We start from the raw sequence: 16,497 nt of genomic DNA on the forward strand, positions 1-16,497 counted from the left end.
AATCCTGTCCCCTCATATGATACAATAAACAAGGGTGATATATATGGCAACTACAAATAAATATATGAACATTTTTCAAGAACTCTCCGAAGAAATAAAAAATGGAGTCTTCGAGCCGAACTCTCTACTCCCTTCAGAACACGAACTGTGCGAGCGATTCAATACATCACGCGAAACAATAAGGAAAGCGCTTACACTTCTATCGCAAAACGGGTTCATTCAGAAAATGCAGGGTAAAGGCTCCCTCGTTCTTGATATAAGCAAAATGACATTCCCGGTAACAGGACTTGTCAGCTTCAAAGAAATTCAGCAGTCACTCGGACGAGACATCCAGACAACCGTCCACAAACTCGAACTGATCGAAGCAGAAAACTGGCTTGCAAACCAGCTTGAATGTCCTGACCAGGCACTAACCTGGGAAGTTGTCCGTGCACGAACCATTCAGGGAGAACGCGTCATTCTTGATAAAGACTGGCTGCTGCAATCAAGCGTCCCTTCACTCACTGAAGAAATCTGTGCAGACTCAATCTATGCCTACCTTGAAGGTCAGCTCGGTCTGAACATTTCTTACGCGAAAAAAGAAATCACAGTCGAACCGGCAACAGACGAAGACCGTGCACTGCTCGACCTCGACGGCTACAGCCATATCGTACTCGTCAAAAACTTCGTGCACCTGGAAGACACATCCATCTTCCAATACACCGAGTCACGCCACAGACTTGATAAATTCAAGTTTGTCGACTTTGCAAGAAGAAGGAAATGAGATGAGACTCCGCTGATTTGGCGGAGTTTTTGTTATTTATTAGGCGGCGCGCTGGGGACGGAGTTGAGTGGTTCACTTTTAGAATCATTATAAAAACGAATCACTCAACTCCGTCCCCAATGTGTCGCGCACTAAAAAAGCCCCGCCAAAAGACGGAGCCCTCCTAAACAATACTATCGTACCTCAACCCAGCCATTCTTAATCGCCGTAACAACAGCCTGAGTACGGTCATTCACATTCATTTTCTGTAAGATGTTACTTACGTGGTTTTTAACTGTTTTTTCAGAGATATACAGTCCTTCACCGATTCCACGGTTACTCTTACCATCTGCAAGCATTTGTAGTACTTCACACTCACGCTTTGTAAGCAGGTGAAGCGGACGGCGCACTTCCATCTGCTGGAAGTTACCTGTGAATTCAGCTTCTGCAAGACGGCGGAATTCGTTTACAAGGTTAACTGTTACTTTTGGATGCAGGTATGAGCCGCCGTCAGCAACTGTTTTGATTGCCTCGATCAGTGCTTCTGAATCCATTTCTTTCAGCATATAACCAAGCGCACCTGATTTCAGTGCATGTGATACGTAGTTTTCATCATCATGGATTGACAGGATGATCACTTTTGCATCAGTATGCTTTTTCACAAGCTGCCCTGTTGCTTCTACACCATTTACCTCTGGCATATTAATATCCATTAATACTACATCCGGCTGGTGTGTTTCATAAAGTTCGATTGCCTGAGAACCGTCATCGCCTTCTCCTACGATTTCGAATGATTCTTCAAAATCCAGGATACGCTTAACACCTTCACGGAATAACTGATGATCATCAATAATTAGAATCTTTGTCATGTTTGGTTCCCCCTCAATCTTTAACTTTTAATTGGTACATTAATACTGATTGTTGTACCTTGTCCGGGCCTTGATTGAACATCCATTTTTCCTGAAATGAGTTCAATTCTCTCTTTCATGCCCATCATGCCATATGAACCTTGCTTTTTTTCTAAAGGATCGAAGCCTTTTCCGTCGTCTTTGATGATTGCATTCACACAATCGGGACGTATTTCCACTTTTACAGTGACTTCAGTTGCCTGTGCATGCTTTACTGCATTTTGCACAGCTTCCTGAATCAGCCTGAATAGTGAGACTTCATATTTTGGATCCAGTCTAGATTCTTCCCCGATTTGTTTAAATGATAACTTAGTACCATGACTATATTCTTCGATAGTACTTAAGTATTTTCTGAGGGTAGGAACAAGACCCAGGTCGTCGAGCGCCATTGGTCTAAGGTCGTAAATGATCCTTCTGACCTCTGATAATGCTGAGCGGACCATCTTTTTATAGCTTTTAATTTCGTTAATTGCTTCATCAGTGCCTTTATCCCTGAACACACGTTCCATTAAATCAGATCTCATCAGTACATTTGCCATCATTTGGGCAGGTCCATCGTGTATTTCCCGGGAAAGCCTTTTACGCTCTTCCTCCTGCGCTTCAATGATCTGCATACCGAACATCTGCTTCTCGGCAGCGTCTTCAAGTGCTGCACCGACTTTTTTCAGGTCACTATTTAAATAAGTAAGCACAACTGATATCTGAGTTACCAGATTTTCAGCGCGATCAATGGTTTCAACCATATTCTGAAGACGGCGCTCGAGGTCATCGCGTCTCTCACGGAGCTGTTTCTCTTCCTGTCTGTTAACCGAGAGCTTCATCTGAAGATCGTGTGCCGTTTCATAAGCCTGACGGACCTGTTCTTCAGAAAAATTCTTAAAATGATGGCTGACTTCCGCCAGACGCTTTCTTGCAAAACGCGAGCGTCTTTCAAGGTCATCTCCTGTATATATCACGCTTGCAATTTTTTCACGAATTAATGAAAGTTCATTTACAAGCTGATCATATTCGTTCCGGGTCTGCTCACCTATTTCAAAAATTTCTGACTTACTCTGATCCACAGTCTCTATCATTTTACCCAGAATTGAATCAAGGATCTGGGTGTCTATACTATTAGCGGACACATGCAGACTCCTTTCTCTCGTATACATGTCTTTACAAAAAATTATACTGTTAAACCAGTAAAATTGAAAGTATTGTGCTAAATAAAGTTTCGCACCGCAACATGTCGAAAATACGAAAAAAAGAAGCTATTTTAATATATTTTTTTCGCAGCCCGTTTAATCAACAAGACCTTATCTATTATAACATCATCACTTTGTCGCGATATTAAAGTTGCATTACAATTGGCGCATATGACATTTCACCTTTGTTGCATCTCTGCAAAAAATGACGCACCGTGCAATTTCTTGTTATAATTGTGTAATAAACGCCCGACATGAAGGAGTAAGATATGCTGAAAAAATATTTAACCGTTAAAGGATACAGTGAAAGTGAGATCGTGATTCAAAAATCCCGATTTATTACCTATACAAAGCGAACAGAAACGGAAGAAGAAGCACAGGCTTTCATTCAGGAAATCAAAAAGAAGCACACTTCAGCCAACCACAACTGCTCTGCGTATATGATCGGGGAGCATGATTTAATCCAGAAAGCGAATGATGACGGCGAACCATCCGGCACAGCAGGTGTACCTATGCTTGAGGTATTAAAGAAGCAGGGCTTAAAGGATACAACAGTTGTCGTTACCCGCTACTTCGGCGGAATCAAACTTGGCGGAGGCGGCCTGATCCGTGCATACGGCAAATCAGTGACAGAAGGCTTAAAAGCTGCAGGCATTGTAGAGAGATCCCTAAACAGAATCATGATTTCAAAAATGGACTACACGTGGCTCGGCAAAGTAGAGAATGAAGTCAGGTCTTCAAAATATCCTTTAAAAGAGATTCAGTATTTAGAGGATGTCGCTGTGGAAACATATGTGGAAGATGATGATATAGAAGAATTTACTGACTGGATGACGGAGCTGACGAATGGTCAGGCTGAAATTGTACAGGGTGAAATGGTCTACCGGGAACAAATTGTAACCGAATAATCGACAATTGTAATGAAAGTTTCATTTTACGGATAGCGGGAAAACAAGTAAAATAGAGATTGGCGATTCTTTTGCCCGTTCTATGACAGGTTTTCCCGGTCATTAGCAGCGTTAAGTATGATTTGGAAATCCCCGAGTAAAGGAGCCATAACTAAAGATGGACAGAAAAACCTTTAAAAAGAAAGCAAAAGCCAAGCGCACAAAAAAGCGTGTGTTAATGATTGGTCTTCCTTTGCTTCTAATCGCGCTTTCAGGGCTTGTGTATGGTGGCTATCTTTACACAAAAGCTCAAAGTATAGCGAATGATTCTTATGAAGAAATTGAAGGCCGTAATCAGTCAGACCTTCGTGATAAAGACGTAAACCCGGATGTTGATAATGTATCAGTTTTGTTTCTTGGAGTGGATGGCAGTGATGTACGTGAAAATGCCGAAGGATTTGAAAATGGTACAACGCGTACAGATGCTATCATTCTTGCCACACTGAATAATGAGGATAAAACAATCAAATTAACTAGTATTCCACGTGATACACTGGCATATATTCCTGAAGTTGAATATGAAGATAAAATTAATCACGCACATGCCTTCGGTGGTCCTAAAGCTTCCATGGAAGCAGTTGAGGAACTTCTCGATGTACCGGTTGATTATTATGTAAGAATGAACTTCTATGCATTTATGGATGTTGTAGATGCGCTGAATGGTGTAGAAGTTGATGTGCCGTTTAATATGTATGAAATGAATTCAAGCGACCAGAAAAACGCGATTTTCCTTGAAGAAGGTCGTCAACTCGTTGATGGTGAAGAAGCCCTTGCGTTTGTACGTTCCCGTCATATGGATAGTGACATTGCAAGAGGAGAACGTCAGCAGGAAGTCATTGATGCAATCCTTGCAAAAGCTAAATCTGCAGGCTCAATTAATCGCTATGCAGATGTAATCGAGGCTGTTGGTGATAACATGGCAACAAATATGAGGTTCTCAGAAATGAGGTCTTTCATGTCATATGCAATGAATTCTAACCTCTCAGTAGATATGCATACACTAGAAGGTGAAGGAGTAATGTACGACGGTGTATATTACTATGAAGCTTATGATGAAGAAATACAAAGTGTACGATCAGATCTTCGTGAACATCTGGGATTATCCAGATTTGTTTCAAATGATGAAACATCAGAATATAACAATGACGATTCATCAGAAATCGAGAGTAACAATAGCCTGAACGAATCAGCCCAGGAAGATGAAGAATATGGATGGTAAAAGAAGAGCACTCAACTGAGTGCTCTTTTTACCTTTATTTAGAGATCAAAATCATAATTATTTCGCTTTCAAATCGTTAGAACTAACTATTCTGGTGAATAAATCTTTCATTAACTATATGCTGTATCGATTTATCTATCCTTGTTTTTATTAAATCATTAAGTGATAGTAGAATCACTTATTGTTCAACTTAGTAAATAAAAAAGCTGACCAGATTCAGTTTCACCTGATCCTGGTCAGCTTTTCAAGATAATTAAAATCGTTCTCCACGGGCATTTCTAACACGCATCAATTTCATTAATGGTCTGTAATCTTTACCAACGAGTCCGATACTTTCAGCAAACAATTCAATTGCAATGAGCATCACACCGACTACGAGAACTGCTCCCCACACTGTAGACATTGAGAAGATCAGCGCTGACATACCAAATGTTGCTGCAATCGCATAAATGATTAATACGGTCTGCTTATGAGAATAGCCAAGCGCCAGTAACCTGTGGTGCAGGTGGTTTTTATCAGGTGCTGATAATGGTTGTTTATTCACAAATCTTCTCAGGATTGCAAAGAATGTATCTGAGATCGGCACACCCAGTACAATAATCGGGATAATCAATGAGATCATTGTAACGTTTTTGAATCCAAGCAGTGCGATCACTGAGATGGCAAAGCCTAAGAATAATGCGCCTGTATCGCCCATAAAGATCTTTGCGGGGTGAAAATTGTAAACCAGAAAGCCCATCACACTAGCGAATAGAAGCATACCAATCGCCATAACGAAAATGTTTCCGTCAAGCAGGGCCATCAGACTGATCGTTCCAAGCGCAATTGATGAAACGCCGGCTGCAAGCCCGTCCAAACCGTCAATCAGGTTAACTGCGTTTGTGATCCCTACAATCCATAATACAGTCATTGGAATACTTAACCAGCCGAATTCAAGCTGACCACCGAATGGCAGGTTGATGTATTCAAGCTGAATTCCGCCAAGTACGACTACAAGAGCTGCCGCAATCTGCCCAAGTAATTTAACTTTTGCAGAAAGCTCACGTATATCATCAAGAACTCCGACAATAATAATGATGATACTACCGAAAAGTAATGGCCAGGCTGCCTCATTTTGCGGATTTATTAAAATAAATCCAATAACAAAGGCTAAGAAAATGGCGAGTCCACCAAGTCTTGGCATGATACGCTGGTGGACTTTCCGGTAATTTGGTTTATCAGTAGCGCCTATTTTAAAGGCCAGTTTTTTCACTATAGGGGTCAATATAATCGAGCTGACAAACACAATCAGCAGATTAAGCAAAAAGTACATAATGTTCCTCCTCGAAAACAGTCAGTTTTCATAAATGGAAAATGATTGATTTAATCATGGTCAAGCAGATTATAGCACAGTTTGTCGTAAAAAGAGAATAGGTTCTGAAACTTTATAACGCAGGTCCTATTCTAACTGCTACTATATAGACGTTCGTCCGCCTGATGAGTTTCATTTTCTGATTAGTTTTTTTATTTTTCCTGACCACTTTTCAGCATCTGTCCATATTAACAGTGCAATCATAACAAACATAAGAATGAAGACGTTTATGATTAACTGTAAAATAGAGTATTCCATTAAACGCATTAATATAAAAATACCCCCTAGCAGGGTACTCAAACCAAGTATCTTGATGAGAGCACCACCAACATCCGGTTTTAGATCCATTTTATATAAGGCAATGATCAGCAGCATAAGTAATTGGGTAAGACCGCTAATTGTCATTCCCCAGGCGATCGCTGATGCACCCAGAGAAGGCATGAGGAAAAGAATGACTCCAATGTTAACTAAAAATACGTTAAATGCACCGATTCCTACTGCCAGCCAGTTTAATTGCTGGGCATAATAAAATCGTGTCAGATAAACGTTTAATGCATGAGCGGTCATCCCCACTACGAAGATTTTCAGCAGACCTGCAGTGATTTGGGATGCTTCACGATCGAACGCACCATATTCAAACACAATCGAAATAATCGATTCCGCATTAAAAAAGACAAAAACAGATGCAGGAATGATTAGCAGACATAAGTATAAAATACCCCTCTTGTACATCTCCTGAAGCTCATGCTTCTTTTCTGCCGCAGCCATTTGACTGATCAGCGGAAATAATACAGTCGTCACAGCGGTAATGAGAATGCTCTGTGGGATCTGTATCAGCTTTGAGGAATAGTTCAATGCTGCGATCGTCCCCTCCCCCATACCTGATGCAAATATTCTCTGAAGTAGAAAATAAAGCTGTATCGTCGCACCACCAAGCAGTATAGGTAACGCCCGCCACAAATACCTTTTCATCAAGCCTTCAGATCCGCCTGTATAAGCGAACGGCTCAAGTGCCAGTCTTCTCTTTTTAATCTCTAGGAATAAATAACCGTACATCAAAAGGGCTGCTGCCATCACTGACCACGCGTATGCATCAATACCGATTACCGGCATAAAAAGAACCGCTCCGCCAACGTAGACAATGTTAAAAAGTAATGGTGCAAGTGCTGATGCTTTATAATATCTGTTGGCATTCAGATAGCCTGTAAATAACATGGATAATGTTAAAAAGAAGGTCCCGAGCGCCATAATTCTGAATAAATCCCCGGTCAGACTGATCGTATCAGCAGCCATTCCGCTGAAAAATAATTGAATCCATAAATCAGGCAGTAAAAAAAAGAGCAGCGATAAAACTGCCGCTGCTAATCCTGTATATGTAAGGATAACGGATGCAGCTCTTTTCTTATGTTGCTCCGGTTCATTCGTATAAACACTGATAAAGGCAGTTGTCAACGCTCCTCCAGCTGCAAGATAAATAAAATTTGGAATCGTATAAGCAGCAATAATGGCATCAGCAGCTGCACTCGTTCCATAATGAACACCAATTGCAACTTCTCTTAAAAAACCAATCAGCCTGGCAATCAGGTTAATGACTGCCACGCTGCCGATAATTGCTACGATTTGACGCGGAGTAAGTGATTTCATATGATTCATCCGTTCACACTTGGTCTATAAAATCTTCAAGAATAGAGAGGATTTTCACTCTTCCACTTTGAAAAGGCTCCGGTGTAAATGTCTTCGCTGCTGTTAACACTTCAGCAAATTCCTGAGACTCATTCCATTGTAAAATATGCCCGGAGTTAAAAAACTGTTCAACGATCTCCAGCTGGTGATCATCATTATGCTCTCCATATTTCTTTAAACGGGGTACAGCAATCATTTTTTTACCAACTTTGATCCCGGTTGTAATAGAGCCTGTCCCCCCATGAGTAATGATTAGAGAAGCCTGATCATACATCTCCTCCATTTCCTTGTAGGACATGAAGGGAACCAATTTCATATTTTTTGTTTTAAATGAAGTATGGCCGCTTTGAACAATGACTTCTTCATCAATGTGACCACCTTTAATCTGCTGCTCAATCTGTTCGAGCAGACGTTTGAAGGGCAGTTCATGCGTGCCGAGTACGACAAAAATCAATAGATAGAACCCCCATGCACCGCTTTAGGATAATGCTCCTTCATCGTTTCCCATTGCACAATAAATAAATCAGCAATTGGATACACCATTCTTCCTGAAAGCGTAGGTGTTGTAGTTTTTGCAAAGCTCTCAATAAAGACGACCTTCTTACCAAACATTTTCGCTATGTAACACATTGGGACAGCAGTATGCGCACCTGTTGTCACGATTACATCCGGCTTCATTCTGAAAAAATAAATAAAGGACATCATGATATTATAAGAAAACTTGAATAAATACTTGATCGGATAGTTTCTCGCACCATATACGAGAAACGACATATTGTATTGAGATTTAAGCTCTTCAGTAATCACTGATTTCTCAGTAATAATATGATAATCATACTTTTCGAATAATGGTTTCAGCTGTAAAAGCTGTGTCAGGTGCCCGCCCACTGAAGAAATGAAGAGCACCTTTTTATTCCGTGACGCCATTGTGTTACCCTCCATTAGGAAAATAAAGCTGCTTCAGCTTTTGAATGACCCGTTCCTGATCATTTTCAGCCGCTTTTTTAAACCCATTTTCCCGCAGCTTTTCCCTGTAAGAAGGATCTGACAGTACAGTCCGTATACCTTCTGCTAACGAAGCAGGGTTTTTTGGTTCAATTAAATGTCCTGACTGCTGATCCAGTAAATATGGCAAACCGCCTGTACGGCTTGCAATCACAGGTGTGCCGCATGACATCGCTTCAAGTGCCACCAGTCCAAATCCTTCAATATGTGAAGGCAGTACAAAAGCATCTGAAGCTGACATCCATTCAGCCAGTTCCTTTTGATTTTTCGTTCCTACATATCTTACCACATCATCCAGCTTTCGTTTACTAATCTCTTCCTGAAGACGGGTAAAAAACGCAGGACTTTTATTTGCCCCAATCATGTACAAGCAGGAATGCTCAAACGCTCCCTCCTGCTTAAGTAAATCTACAGACTCAACTAAATCCAGCAGACCCTTCTGCTCAATCATATTACCTACATATAATAGAACATTTTCATCTTCACTGATGTTAAACTTTTGTCTTGTATTAGAGCGATCATACGGCTTAAAGACAGAGCGATCCACACCCATATTTAGCAGCTCAAGTTTACTTTCAGGAGCATTAAATTCCTGGTGAATCGTATCATACAACTGATTTCCTACAGCAATTGTCGTATCAGCATTTTTAATAATGTTTTTCGTCATTAAATGCGTAACAGGTGAAATGCGTGCCATCTTATCAATGTCTCCACCATGAGCAGTTACAATCATGTTGGTTTTAAAAATTTTTTTATAAAGCATGCCAAATAGTCCGCTCGGAAAAACGTAATGCACATGCACGGCATCAGTTTTTTTGCCTTTAGTGATTAAATAAACAAGATTTTTTAAAGCCCAGATCCCATACTTCTTCAATGCGTTACCTTTTCCACCGCGCGGATCTGTGATCGCAATCACATCAACCTGATAACCTTCTGACCTTAATGCTTCAACCTGATTTTTCACAAAAACCCCAAAAGTAGGGTGCTGTTTAGATGGATACATATTCGTAATGACAGTTATCGTTTTAGTCATGAAACTTCTCTCCAAACTGTTCCTTCAGCCTTTTAGGAAACTCAGCTGCTTTTTGATGGAATTGATCAGCAATCTCATTGATTGCTGCCTGATGCGCTGGCCAGTTGTCTTCCATTTTCGTCACTTTCTCAATCAAAGTATCGGTGTGGAATTGCTCAATATCTGTATAAAATGCTTTCTGACCAATCAGGTTTGAAAATGATCCGACTTTCTTATGGTACCCAACGCCGATAATAGGTGTTCCGGTTCTTACTGCTAAAATAAGCGAGTGGAGCCTTGTCCCGATAATAATATCCTGCTCAACAGAAAACTTCATCAGCTCATCAGGCTTCATATTTTCTTCTATTATATAGGATGAATGCTGCATCCTTCCCCTAATATCCCGAACGACTTCAAGATCCTGAGGATACTTTGTCGCGTAAAACGTTACGTCAGTTTGCTTTTGCTCAATCAGCTGATCTAGTGCCTGTGCAAAAGAAGTAATATATGACTGATATTTTTCCTCATCATGAACCGGCCAGTACTGGCTGCTGTAATAAGGTACAGCCGTAACAGCTACTTTTTTGATAGTGTCTGTCACTGCACGCTGCTTTTCAGGCACAAGCCCAAAAGCCGGATCAGCTGTCAGTTCAATCGGCTTCTCTATTCCGATTTTCTCAAGCAGCACTTTTGAATCCTCATCACGCACAGTTAGAATGGAAGCGGTCCGGGCAATTTGCTTAATTAATACTGCCCCGGTTGGCGTTGTAATCGGTCCCGCTCCAACGCCCCACACTGCGACTTCACACCCCTGCATCTTTCCAATCATCGCAATACTGGAATAAACAGGTGCATCTCTTTTATACAAATCCATTAATAACCCGCCGCCCCCGATAATCAACAGATCAATATCTTTCAGTACTTTAAGGTGCGACCTTAGCGTTACGCCAGCTGCAATCAGCTTATTTGATTTTCTGACCAGAAGCGGTACAGATTTTACTTTATGTTCCTCGATCGTTTTATGTGGATAATTACTAAATACCGTAATCTCTTTACGACTGATACCCGCATATTTTTCAAGGCTCTGAAGCATTCCTGCTAAAATTGCTTCATCCCCGTTGTTATCATGTCCATAATTCCCTGCAATTGCGACTCTCATCGTATCATCACCCGGTCCTTTTTATGCAATACGTCCATTATAGCAATTTATGAAATAAGACAAAACATAAAAAAGAACCAGTTTGGCTCGTGAATAGAATCTGAGCGGCTGAGGTTGCGATATGACTAAGCATTTAGTGATGTGTCCCGGAGGCGGCACACCGGGGACGGAGTTGTGTGGTTCGTTTTTAGAATGATTACAAAAATGAATCACTCAACTCCGTCCCGCCTGCGCCGCACCAAAAAAAACAGCCCGGCACACGGCCGGGCTGCTCAAGATCAAATTACTTAAGACTATAATAGTCGACGATTCCCTGATAAACAGCTTCTGCATAGATCTCCATATAGCGTGAGCTTGTCAGCTTCGCAAGATCTGCTGGATTTGTCATAAATCCAAGCTCTACAAGGATGGCTGGAATGTTTTGATTACGGAGTACGTAAAATGCTTCTGTTTTAACGCCTCTGTCTCTCATTCCTGCACGTGCGACGATTTCTTTTTGTACTTCATTTGCTAAATGATAGCTTTCAGTTGTGTTGTCGTTATACTGCACATCATAGAATGTTTCTGCTCCAGACACTGTACTTGAGCCGATTGCATTCGCATGAATGCTGACGAAAATTTCACCATAGTTCTTATAAGCAAAATCTACACGATCCTGTAATGACGGGAACGTATCTCCAGTACGGGTCATTTTAACATTAGCCCCTGCTGCTTTTAATTTTGCTTCAACTCGTCTTGAAACTTCAAGATTAATTGCTTTTTCTGTATAACCATTTGAAACCGCACCTGGATCTGAAGCACCATGACCAGCATCAAGGACGATAATTCTGTCTTTTAGGATGTTACCAGAATTATTGATCAGCTTAAGATATGTTTTATTAACAAATCCCACATGACCGCTGCTTGTCTTAATCTGTGCCCAGTAGCCGCTGATCGCCTGAACGTCTACACGGTCACCCTGCTTTAATGTTGTGACGATCGGGTGTGATACGCCAGCTCCTGCTCTTACATTCAATGAAGCAACCGTTGCTTTTCCTGAAAGTGAAGTTGCAGGCTCCGGTGTAGGTACGTTGATTGTGATATAGCCTTTATGAACGAAAGCAGGCATACCATTATATTCAACTCTCATCCAGTCCCCTGTTCCACCAAATAAAGTAATTGTCGTACCATTACGAATTTTACCGATTACTGTAGCGGATGAAGATGGACCTGAACGGACATTTAACTCATAGGCACCTGTAACACGAGCAGTATCAGTTGGAGAACCAAGTGCATTACCAAGTGTATCTAAGAATGTTACGTAATACTTATGAACGTAAGCCTGCTTACCGTTAAAGTCGACCTTAGCCCAATCACCGGATAAAGAATAAACATTCATACGGTCACCATTGTTTACTTTTCCGAGTATACCATGTGAAGTCCCCGGGCCTGACCGTACATTTAAATTATTTTCTTTAACAACAAGCTTTGCAATTACCGGTTCAGTTGGAGATGGTTCCGGCTCTGGCTGTGGAGTTGGCTGTGGTGCTCCAACTTCAAGCTTGAAATCATCATTAAGTGCTCGGCTCATAAATGCAGCAAACTGTGCACGGTCTACACTTGTCAGTGGCTTGAACAGGTTGTTGCTGCCGTTAGAGATTCCATTGTAATACAATGCATTAATATACCCGATTGCCCACTCACTTTGAGATGCATCTGAGAAGACTACAGGCTCCTGAGCAGCTGCTGCAAAATCAAGATTAAATGCTTCTGAAATAATTTTACTCATTTGCGCTCTTGAGAGGTTTACGTTCGGATTGAAATTTTCATTACTGCTTGAGAAAATCCCAAGTCTTACTGCACTCTCTACCCATCCTGAAGCCCAATGGTCAGTAGGGACATCTGAGAAAGTGGCTGAAGAAACGTTTAGTTCCTTATTTCCGCTTGCGACAACCAGCATTTTTGCTGCCTGAGCCCGCGTAACTTTATTTTCCCACCTATACGCAGTAGTACCGTTCTCTTCATAGCCGGAAATGACACCTAAACTATGTAAATATTCAATTTCATTCTTCGCCCAAAAATCTGATTTCACATCACTGAACACACTGGAGGCTTTTGAAACATTTCCTACTGACAAAGTACTAATTACTAAGATAAGAGCCGGAATTAAGATCAAAAACCTGCTAACATTTTTCAATCTACTTTCTCCTTTCGGGTTTAAGTCATTGACTATGGTTATTCTAGCAAACTATTTTCTTATTGGCTATGTGACATTGACAGTTCTTTCGAATGATTTTCATATTTTCTAGTTTTATTATCGATAGAACAGGGTAAAGAATGAACTGTTTTTTAAAAAACAGTACTTTTTTACCATTTCCTTTACCCTCTCTATGAAAATAATGTTTGCTTTAGTTCATTGTAAGAATTCTGTACATAAATGTACTGAACTGGCTGCGGTTCACTGATTCGTTTGGTCTGTAATAGTTTCCTTCATAAGGAACTGTTATGCCTGCTTCAGCCAGAGCGTGAATCTCTTTATGTGCCCAGAATGACTGAGGGGCATCTTTAATTTCAGGTGAATACATTCCATCAAATCCATAAGCTCTTGTCAAAATCACAGCCATCTGCGCTCTTGATAATGAAGCTCCTGCATCAAATGAACCATCGGCTTTACCACTGATAATCCCTGCATTTGCTGCGGCTGCAATCTCTTTGTAATACATGTGATTTTTATTAATATCAGTAAAGCCTGGATCTGTAATATTATCTGTCGGCAGATTCATCATTCTTGTCAGTAAGACCGCTGCGTGCGCTCTGCTTAATGTCGTAACCGGCTTGAATGTACCATCCTGATACCCGTTAATTAGCGAACGGTCTGTCAGATAACTGATCTGATCACGCGCCCAGTAATCGTTCGGAATATCTCTGAAGATCGGCTCTGCATAGTTCTGACCGTATTCAGCTTTCAGATCATCAAAATATACAACGCCTGCACCCTGATTAGATGCATTTGGTTCTGTTACATATAGCTGGCTGACCTTTAGAGGTGCAATGGCAGCTGTCGGGATTGAGGCTCTGACATACTTCCAGCCAGTCCAATTTAATCCGCCGTCTTCAGTAAAGTTAATTGTATGTGATTGACCTGCTCCGTCAGTAATTTTCCCTCTCAGCCAATGGCTTTTCCCATCACCATACACCCACATGCCAAGGTAAGAAGGCTTGCCATCAATTGTAACCGTTGATGAGTTAGCATAAGCTGCCGCTGTTCCTGCTTCACCTTTAGAAAAATCATAAGTAAGCTTTAATGCGGAGTTCCCTTCCCGGACAGGAACTGACACATTATTTCCCGGGAAAGAAATTGCAACTTCTGCTCTTGCAGCAGATGACTTCCATTCTCCAGATGATTCCAGGCTGCTGACTTTTCTAGCACCTTCGTATACCTCAACATTCAATGTAGCGGTAACACCTCTTATTGTTGCTTTAATTGAAGCAGTTCCGATATTTCCTGCTGTTAATTTACCATTGGCTGTGATACTGCCACTCCCAGTTACTGACCAGTCCACCGCTGACTGATCAACTGTGACAGCATTACCGTTTTGATCATATCCATTTACTTTAAAGGTCTGCTCTGCTCCCGGTGCCATAACCGTAGCTGATGGCACGACTTTTACAGTTTTTAGGTTGTCTGTGACTTCCACAGCAATACTTTGTGTTGCTCCTCTATAAGAAGCAGTAATTGTGCCTTTTCCCTTTTTCTCTGCTATAAATTTGCGTCCTTCAATTCTGCCAATATTACCGTTCACACTGTACTGTATATCTTCCTGTTTAAATGCAAGATTATGGCGGTTTGAGTCAGATACATAGTTAACTGACATTTCAGCACTGCCACCAAGTGAAACAGAACTCTGGCTGATTTTAGCTGAAATATGCGCCGGAGCCGTATATGGCGCCTTACTTACTGCACCTAATATTGTAGAAACAGATCTCATCGAACCATTTTGAGGGCGATTCGTGAGCGTTGGATACGCACTGCCATACTTTCTTGTAACCATTGTAGTAGATCCGCCACCATCAAGGTTTAAAGCCTGATAAGCACCTATGCTGACAAGATACTGAGAAAATTCCGGCAGCGTCATACCGGCACTTGATGAGGTAGCATCTACTGTAACCAGTTTAACTCGGTCACCAGCAGCATTTGTTACAACAGCAGTTCTTGACGTTCTTTGCATTGCTCTCCAACTTGTCGGGTCGATGGTCATGTCAACTTTGCCGTTTCGGACAAGTAATGGACCACTTCCAATCATATATTGAGCATTTTTCCACTTATCTTCAACATTCATGTTCAAAGTGATCTTGTCACCTCTGGCCAGTGACGTGTATTTCGAAACATTTGTACCGTGAACAGAAATCACGTAGCCGTCATGCGGAATTTCATTAGAATAAGTACGACCGGGTAATCTGACATTTTCAACGGTTCCCGTGATATCTTTCCCGAATTCCATGCCGTTTTCAATACTTCCAGATAATCCTCTGACAATAATTTCAATACCATGCTCATTCGTTCTGGTATCTTTATAGCTCCACGAAGGAGTGTAAATAATTGATTCATTTGCTTTTCTTGCCTTATTAACTGCAGTGATTGGCAATGATTTTCCATCAAAAGAAATTGTTGAATCATAGGTGAATGTATCAATAAGATATTTCCCCTGCGAATTAATACCGAATGCTGATGGTACGCTCATATACTCCTGCATGCCATCTGAAATGACGCCATAAGTTGCTACTCTATTATTCTGAGTTACCAGATAGGCGGGCATGCCTGTATCCATGTGGTAAAAAGAACCGTTTACAGCTCCAACCATATGATAAAGATTTTCTGTCATAACTGTTGCTCTTGTTTGCACATTACTTAAAGAAGCCAACGGGGAAGGTATTCCCGGTTCCACACTTATGTAAGGTAATGACGTATTAATATCTAAAATATTTGAAACCTGGCTCCTTGCATTCATAGAGAATGATGATTGCGTATGCTGAACACCAGGTGTTACTTCATATGATGAAGCCCCAACCCCTGATGTGGCAGCTCCTGCGATCGCTAAGCCGGCGATGACTGTGACAATGGGACGAAAAACATTTTTAAAAGATTTCTGTGACATGTAAACCTCCATCTGTATTCTCAAGGATGAACTACTAACCTTTTCCATTTTAGTAGACTCCTGTCGAAACATCAATGCGATAAAAGACATATTATGCGTTACATTGATATGTTTTTGATATTGTGTTGAAATATTTCTGAAATATTTTACGC

The 16,497-nt window shown here is 41.1% G+C and carries 13 protein-coding genes; 3 read left to right on the forward strand and 10 right to left on the reverse strand.

The window, feature by feature from the left end; all coding sequences use genetic code 11:
- Positions 1-43: 43 nt before the first annotated feature.
- Positions 44-763 carry a trehalose operon repressor gene (gene treR, locus LG330_RS14365; protein ID WP_404404952.1) on the forward strand — a complete coding sequence of 240 codons (720 nt, stop codon included), beginning with the start codon at positions 44-46 and terminating at the stop codon, positions 761-763.
- A 173-nt stretch (positions 764-936) separates the two neighbouring features.
- On the opposite strand, the gene LG330_RS14370 is transcribed toward treR, so the two are convergent.
- Both LG330_RS14370 and LG330_RS14375 read right to left on the reverse strand, forming a co-directional pair.
- Positions 937-1,611, reverse strand: a complete 675-nt coding sequence (locus LG330_RS14370) for a response regulator (protein ID WP_404404954.1) — start codon at positions 1,609-1,611, stop codon at positions 937-939.
- Positions 1,612-1,631: 20 nt separating this feature from the next.
- Positions 1,632-2,774, reverse strand: coding sequence for a sensor histidine kinase (locus tag LG330_RS14375; RefSeq protein WP_404404956.1), 1,143 nt, complete (start codon positions 2,772-2,774; stop codon positions 1,632-1,634).
- Positions 2,775-3,103: 329 nt separating this feature from the next.
- Between LG330_RS14375 and LG330_RS14380 the strand changes: the two genes are divergently transcribed.
- Both LG330_RS14380 and LG330_RS14385 read left to right on the forward strand, forming a co-directional pair.
- Positions 3,104-3,742, forward strand: a complete 639-nt coding sequence (locus LG330_RS14380) for a YigZ family protein (RefSeq protein WP_404404958.1) — start codon at positions 3,104-3,106, stop codon at positions 3,740-3,742.
- 157 nt (positions 3,743-3,899) lie between these two features.
- A complete protein-coding gene (locus LG330_RS14385) occupies positions 3,900-5,000 on the forward strand; it encodes an LCP family protein (RefSeq protein WP_404404960.1) in 1,101 nt (366 codons plus the stop codon).
- Positions 5,001-5,253: 253 nt separating this feature from the next.
- On the opposite strand, the gene LG330_RS14390 is transcribed toward LG330_RS14385, so the two are convergent.
- The 8 genes from LG330_RS14390 to LG330_RS14425 form a co-directional block, all read right to left on the reverse strand.
- The gene (locus LG330_RS14390) at positions 5,254-6,312 is read right to left on the reverse strand and encodes a glycosyltransferase family 4 protein (protein WP_404404962.1); all 1,059 of its coding nucleotides are present in this window, start codon (positions 6,310-6,312) and stop codon (positions 5,254-5,256) included.
- A 171-nt stretch (positions 6,313-6,483) separates the two neighbouring features.
- The gene (murJ, locus tag LG330_RS14395; RefSeq protein ID WP_404404964.1) at positions 6,484-7,995 is read right to left on the reverse strand and encodes a murein biosynthesis integral membrane protein MurJ; all 1,512 of its coding nucleotides are present in this window, start codon (positions 7,993-7,995) and stop codon (positions 6,484-6,486) included.
- Between the two features lie 13 nt (positions 7,996-8,008).
- Positions 8,009-8,488: a PssE/Cps14G family polysaccharide biosynthesis glycosyltransferase gene (gene pssE / locus LG330_RS14400; protein WP_404404966.1), complete on the reverse strand. Its 480-nt coding sequence runs from the start codon at positions 8,486-8,488 to the stop codon at positions 8,009-8,011.
- The gene (gene pssD / locus LG330_RS14405; RefSeq protein ID WP_404404968.1) at positions 8,485-8,961 is read right to left on the reverse strand and encodes a PssD/Cps14F family polysaccharide biosynthesis glycosyltransferase; all 477 of its coding nucleotides are present in this window, start codon (positions 8,959-8,961) and stop codon (positions 8,485-8,487) included. The genes pssE and pssD overlap by 4 nt, the downstream gene beginning before the upstream one ends.
- Positions 8,962-8,965: 4 nt before the next feature.
- Positions 8,966-10,072, reverse strand: coding sequence for a glycosyltransferase family 4 protein (locus LG330_RS14410; RefSeq protein ID WP_404404970.1), 1,107 nt, complete (start codon positions 10,070-10,072; stop codon positions 8,966-8,968).
- A complete protein-coding gene (locus tag LG330_RS14415) occupies positions 10,065-11,210 on the reverse strand; it encodes a polysaccharide pyruvyl transferase family protein (protein ID WP_404404972.1) in 1,146 nt (381 codons plus the stop codon). Before LG330_RS14415 ends, LG330_RS14410 begins: the two co-directional genes overlap by 8 nt.
- A 283-nt stretch (positions 11,211-11,493) precedes the next feature.
- Entirely contained in the window at positions 11,494-13,386 is a 1,893-nt protein-coding gene (locus LG330_RS14420; protein WP_404404974.1) for an N-acetylmuramoyl-L-alanine amidase, read from the reverse strand.
- 211 nt (positions 13,387-13,597) lie between these two features.
- Positions 13,598-16,345 carry a phosphodiester glycosidase family protein gene (locus LG330_RS14425; RefSeq protein WP_404404976.1) on the reverse strand — a complete coding sequence of 916 codons (2,748 nt, stop codon included), beginning with the start codon at positions 16,343-16,345 and terminating at the stop codon, positions 13,598-13,600.
- Positions 16,346-16,497: the final 152 nt, after the last annotated feature.

The sequence above is a fragment of the Jeotgalibacillus malaysiensis genome, from assembly GCF_044789845.1.
Lineage (GTDB): Bacteria > Bacillota > Bacilli > Bacillales > Jeotgalibacillaceae > Jeotgalibacillus > Jeotgalibacillus malaysiensis_A.

What these genes read in the sequence shown, in the direction of transcription:
- treR (WP_404404952.1), top strand. Translation starts at nt 44, where the DNA reads ATGGCAACTACAAATAAATATATGAACATTTTTCAAGAACTCTCCGAA.
- LG330_RS14370 (WP_404404954.1), bottom strand. Translation starts at nt 1,611, where the DNA reads ATGACAAAGATTCTAATTATTGATGATCATCAGTTATTCCGTGAAGGT.
- LG330_RS14380 (WP_404404958.1), top strand. Translation starts at nt 3,104, where the DNA reads ATGCTGAAAAAATATTTAACCGTTAAAGGATACAGTGAAAGTGAGATC.
- LG330_RS14385 (WP_404404960.1), top strand. Translation starts at nt 3,900, where the DNA reads ATGGACAGAAAAACCTTTAAAAAGAAAGCAAAAGCCAAGCGCACAAAA.
- LG330_RS14390 (WP_404404962.1), bottom strand. Translation starts at nt 6,312, where the DNA reads ATGTACTTTTTGCTTAATCTGCTGATTGTGTTTGTCAGCTCGATTATA.
- murJ (WP_404404964.1), bottom strand. Translation starts at nt 7,995, where the DNA reads ATGAAATCACTTACTCCGCGTCAAATCGTAGCAATTATCGGCAGCGTG.
- pssD (WP_404404968.1), bottom strand. Translation starts at nt 8,961, where the DNA reads ATGGCGTCACGGAATAAAAAGGTGCTCTTCATTTCTTCAGTGGGCGGG.
- LG330_RS14410 (WP_404404970.1), bottom strand. Translation starts at nt 10,072, where the DNA reads ATGACTAAAACGATAACTGTCATTACGAATATGTATCCATCTAAACAG.
- LG330_RS14415 (WP_404404972.1), bottom strand. Translation starts at nt 11,210, where the DNA reads ATGAGAGTCGCAATTGCAGGGAATTATGGACATGATAACAACGGGGAT.
- LG330_RS14425 (WP_404404976.1), bottom strand. Translation starts at nt 16,345, where the DNA reads ATGTCACAGAAATCTTTTAAAAATGTTTTTCGTCCCATTGTCACAGTC.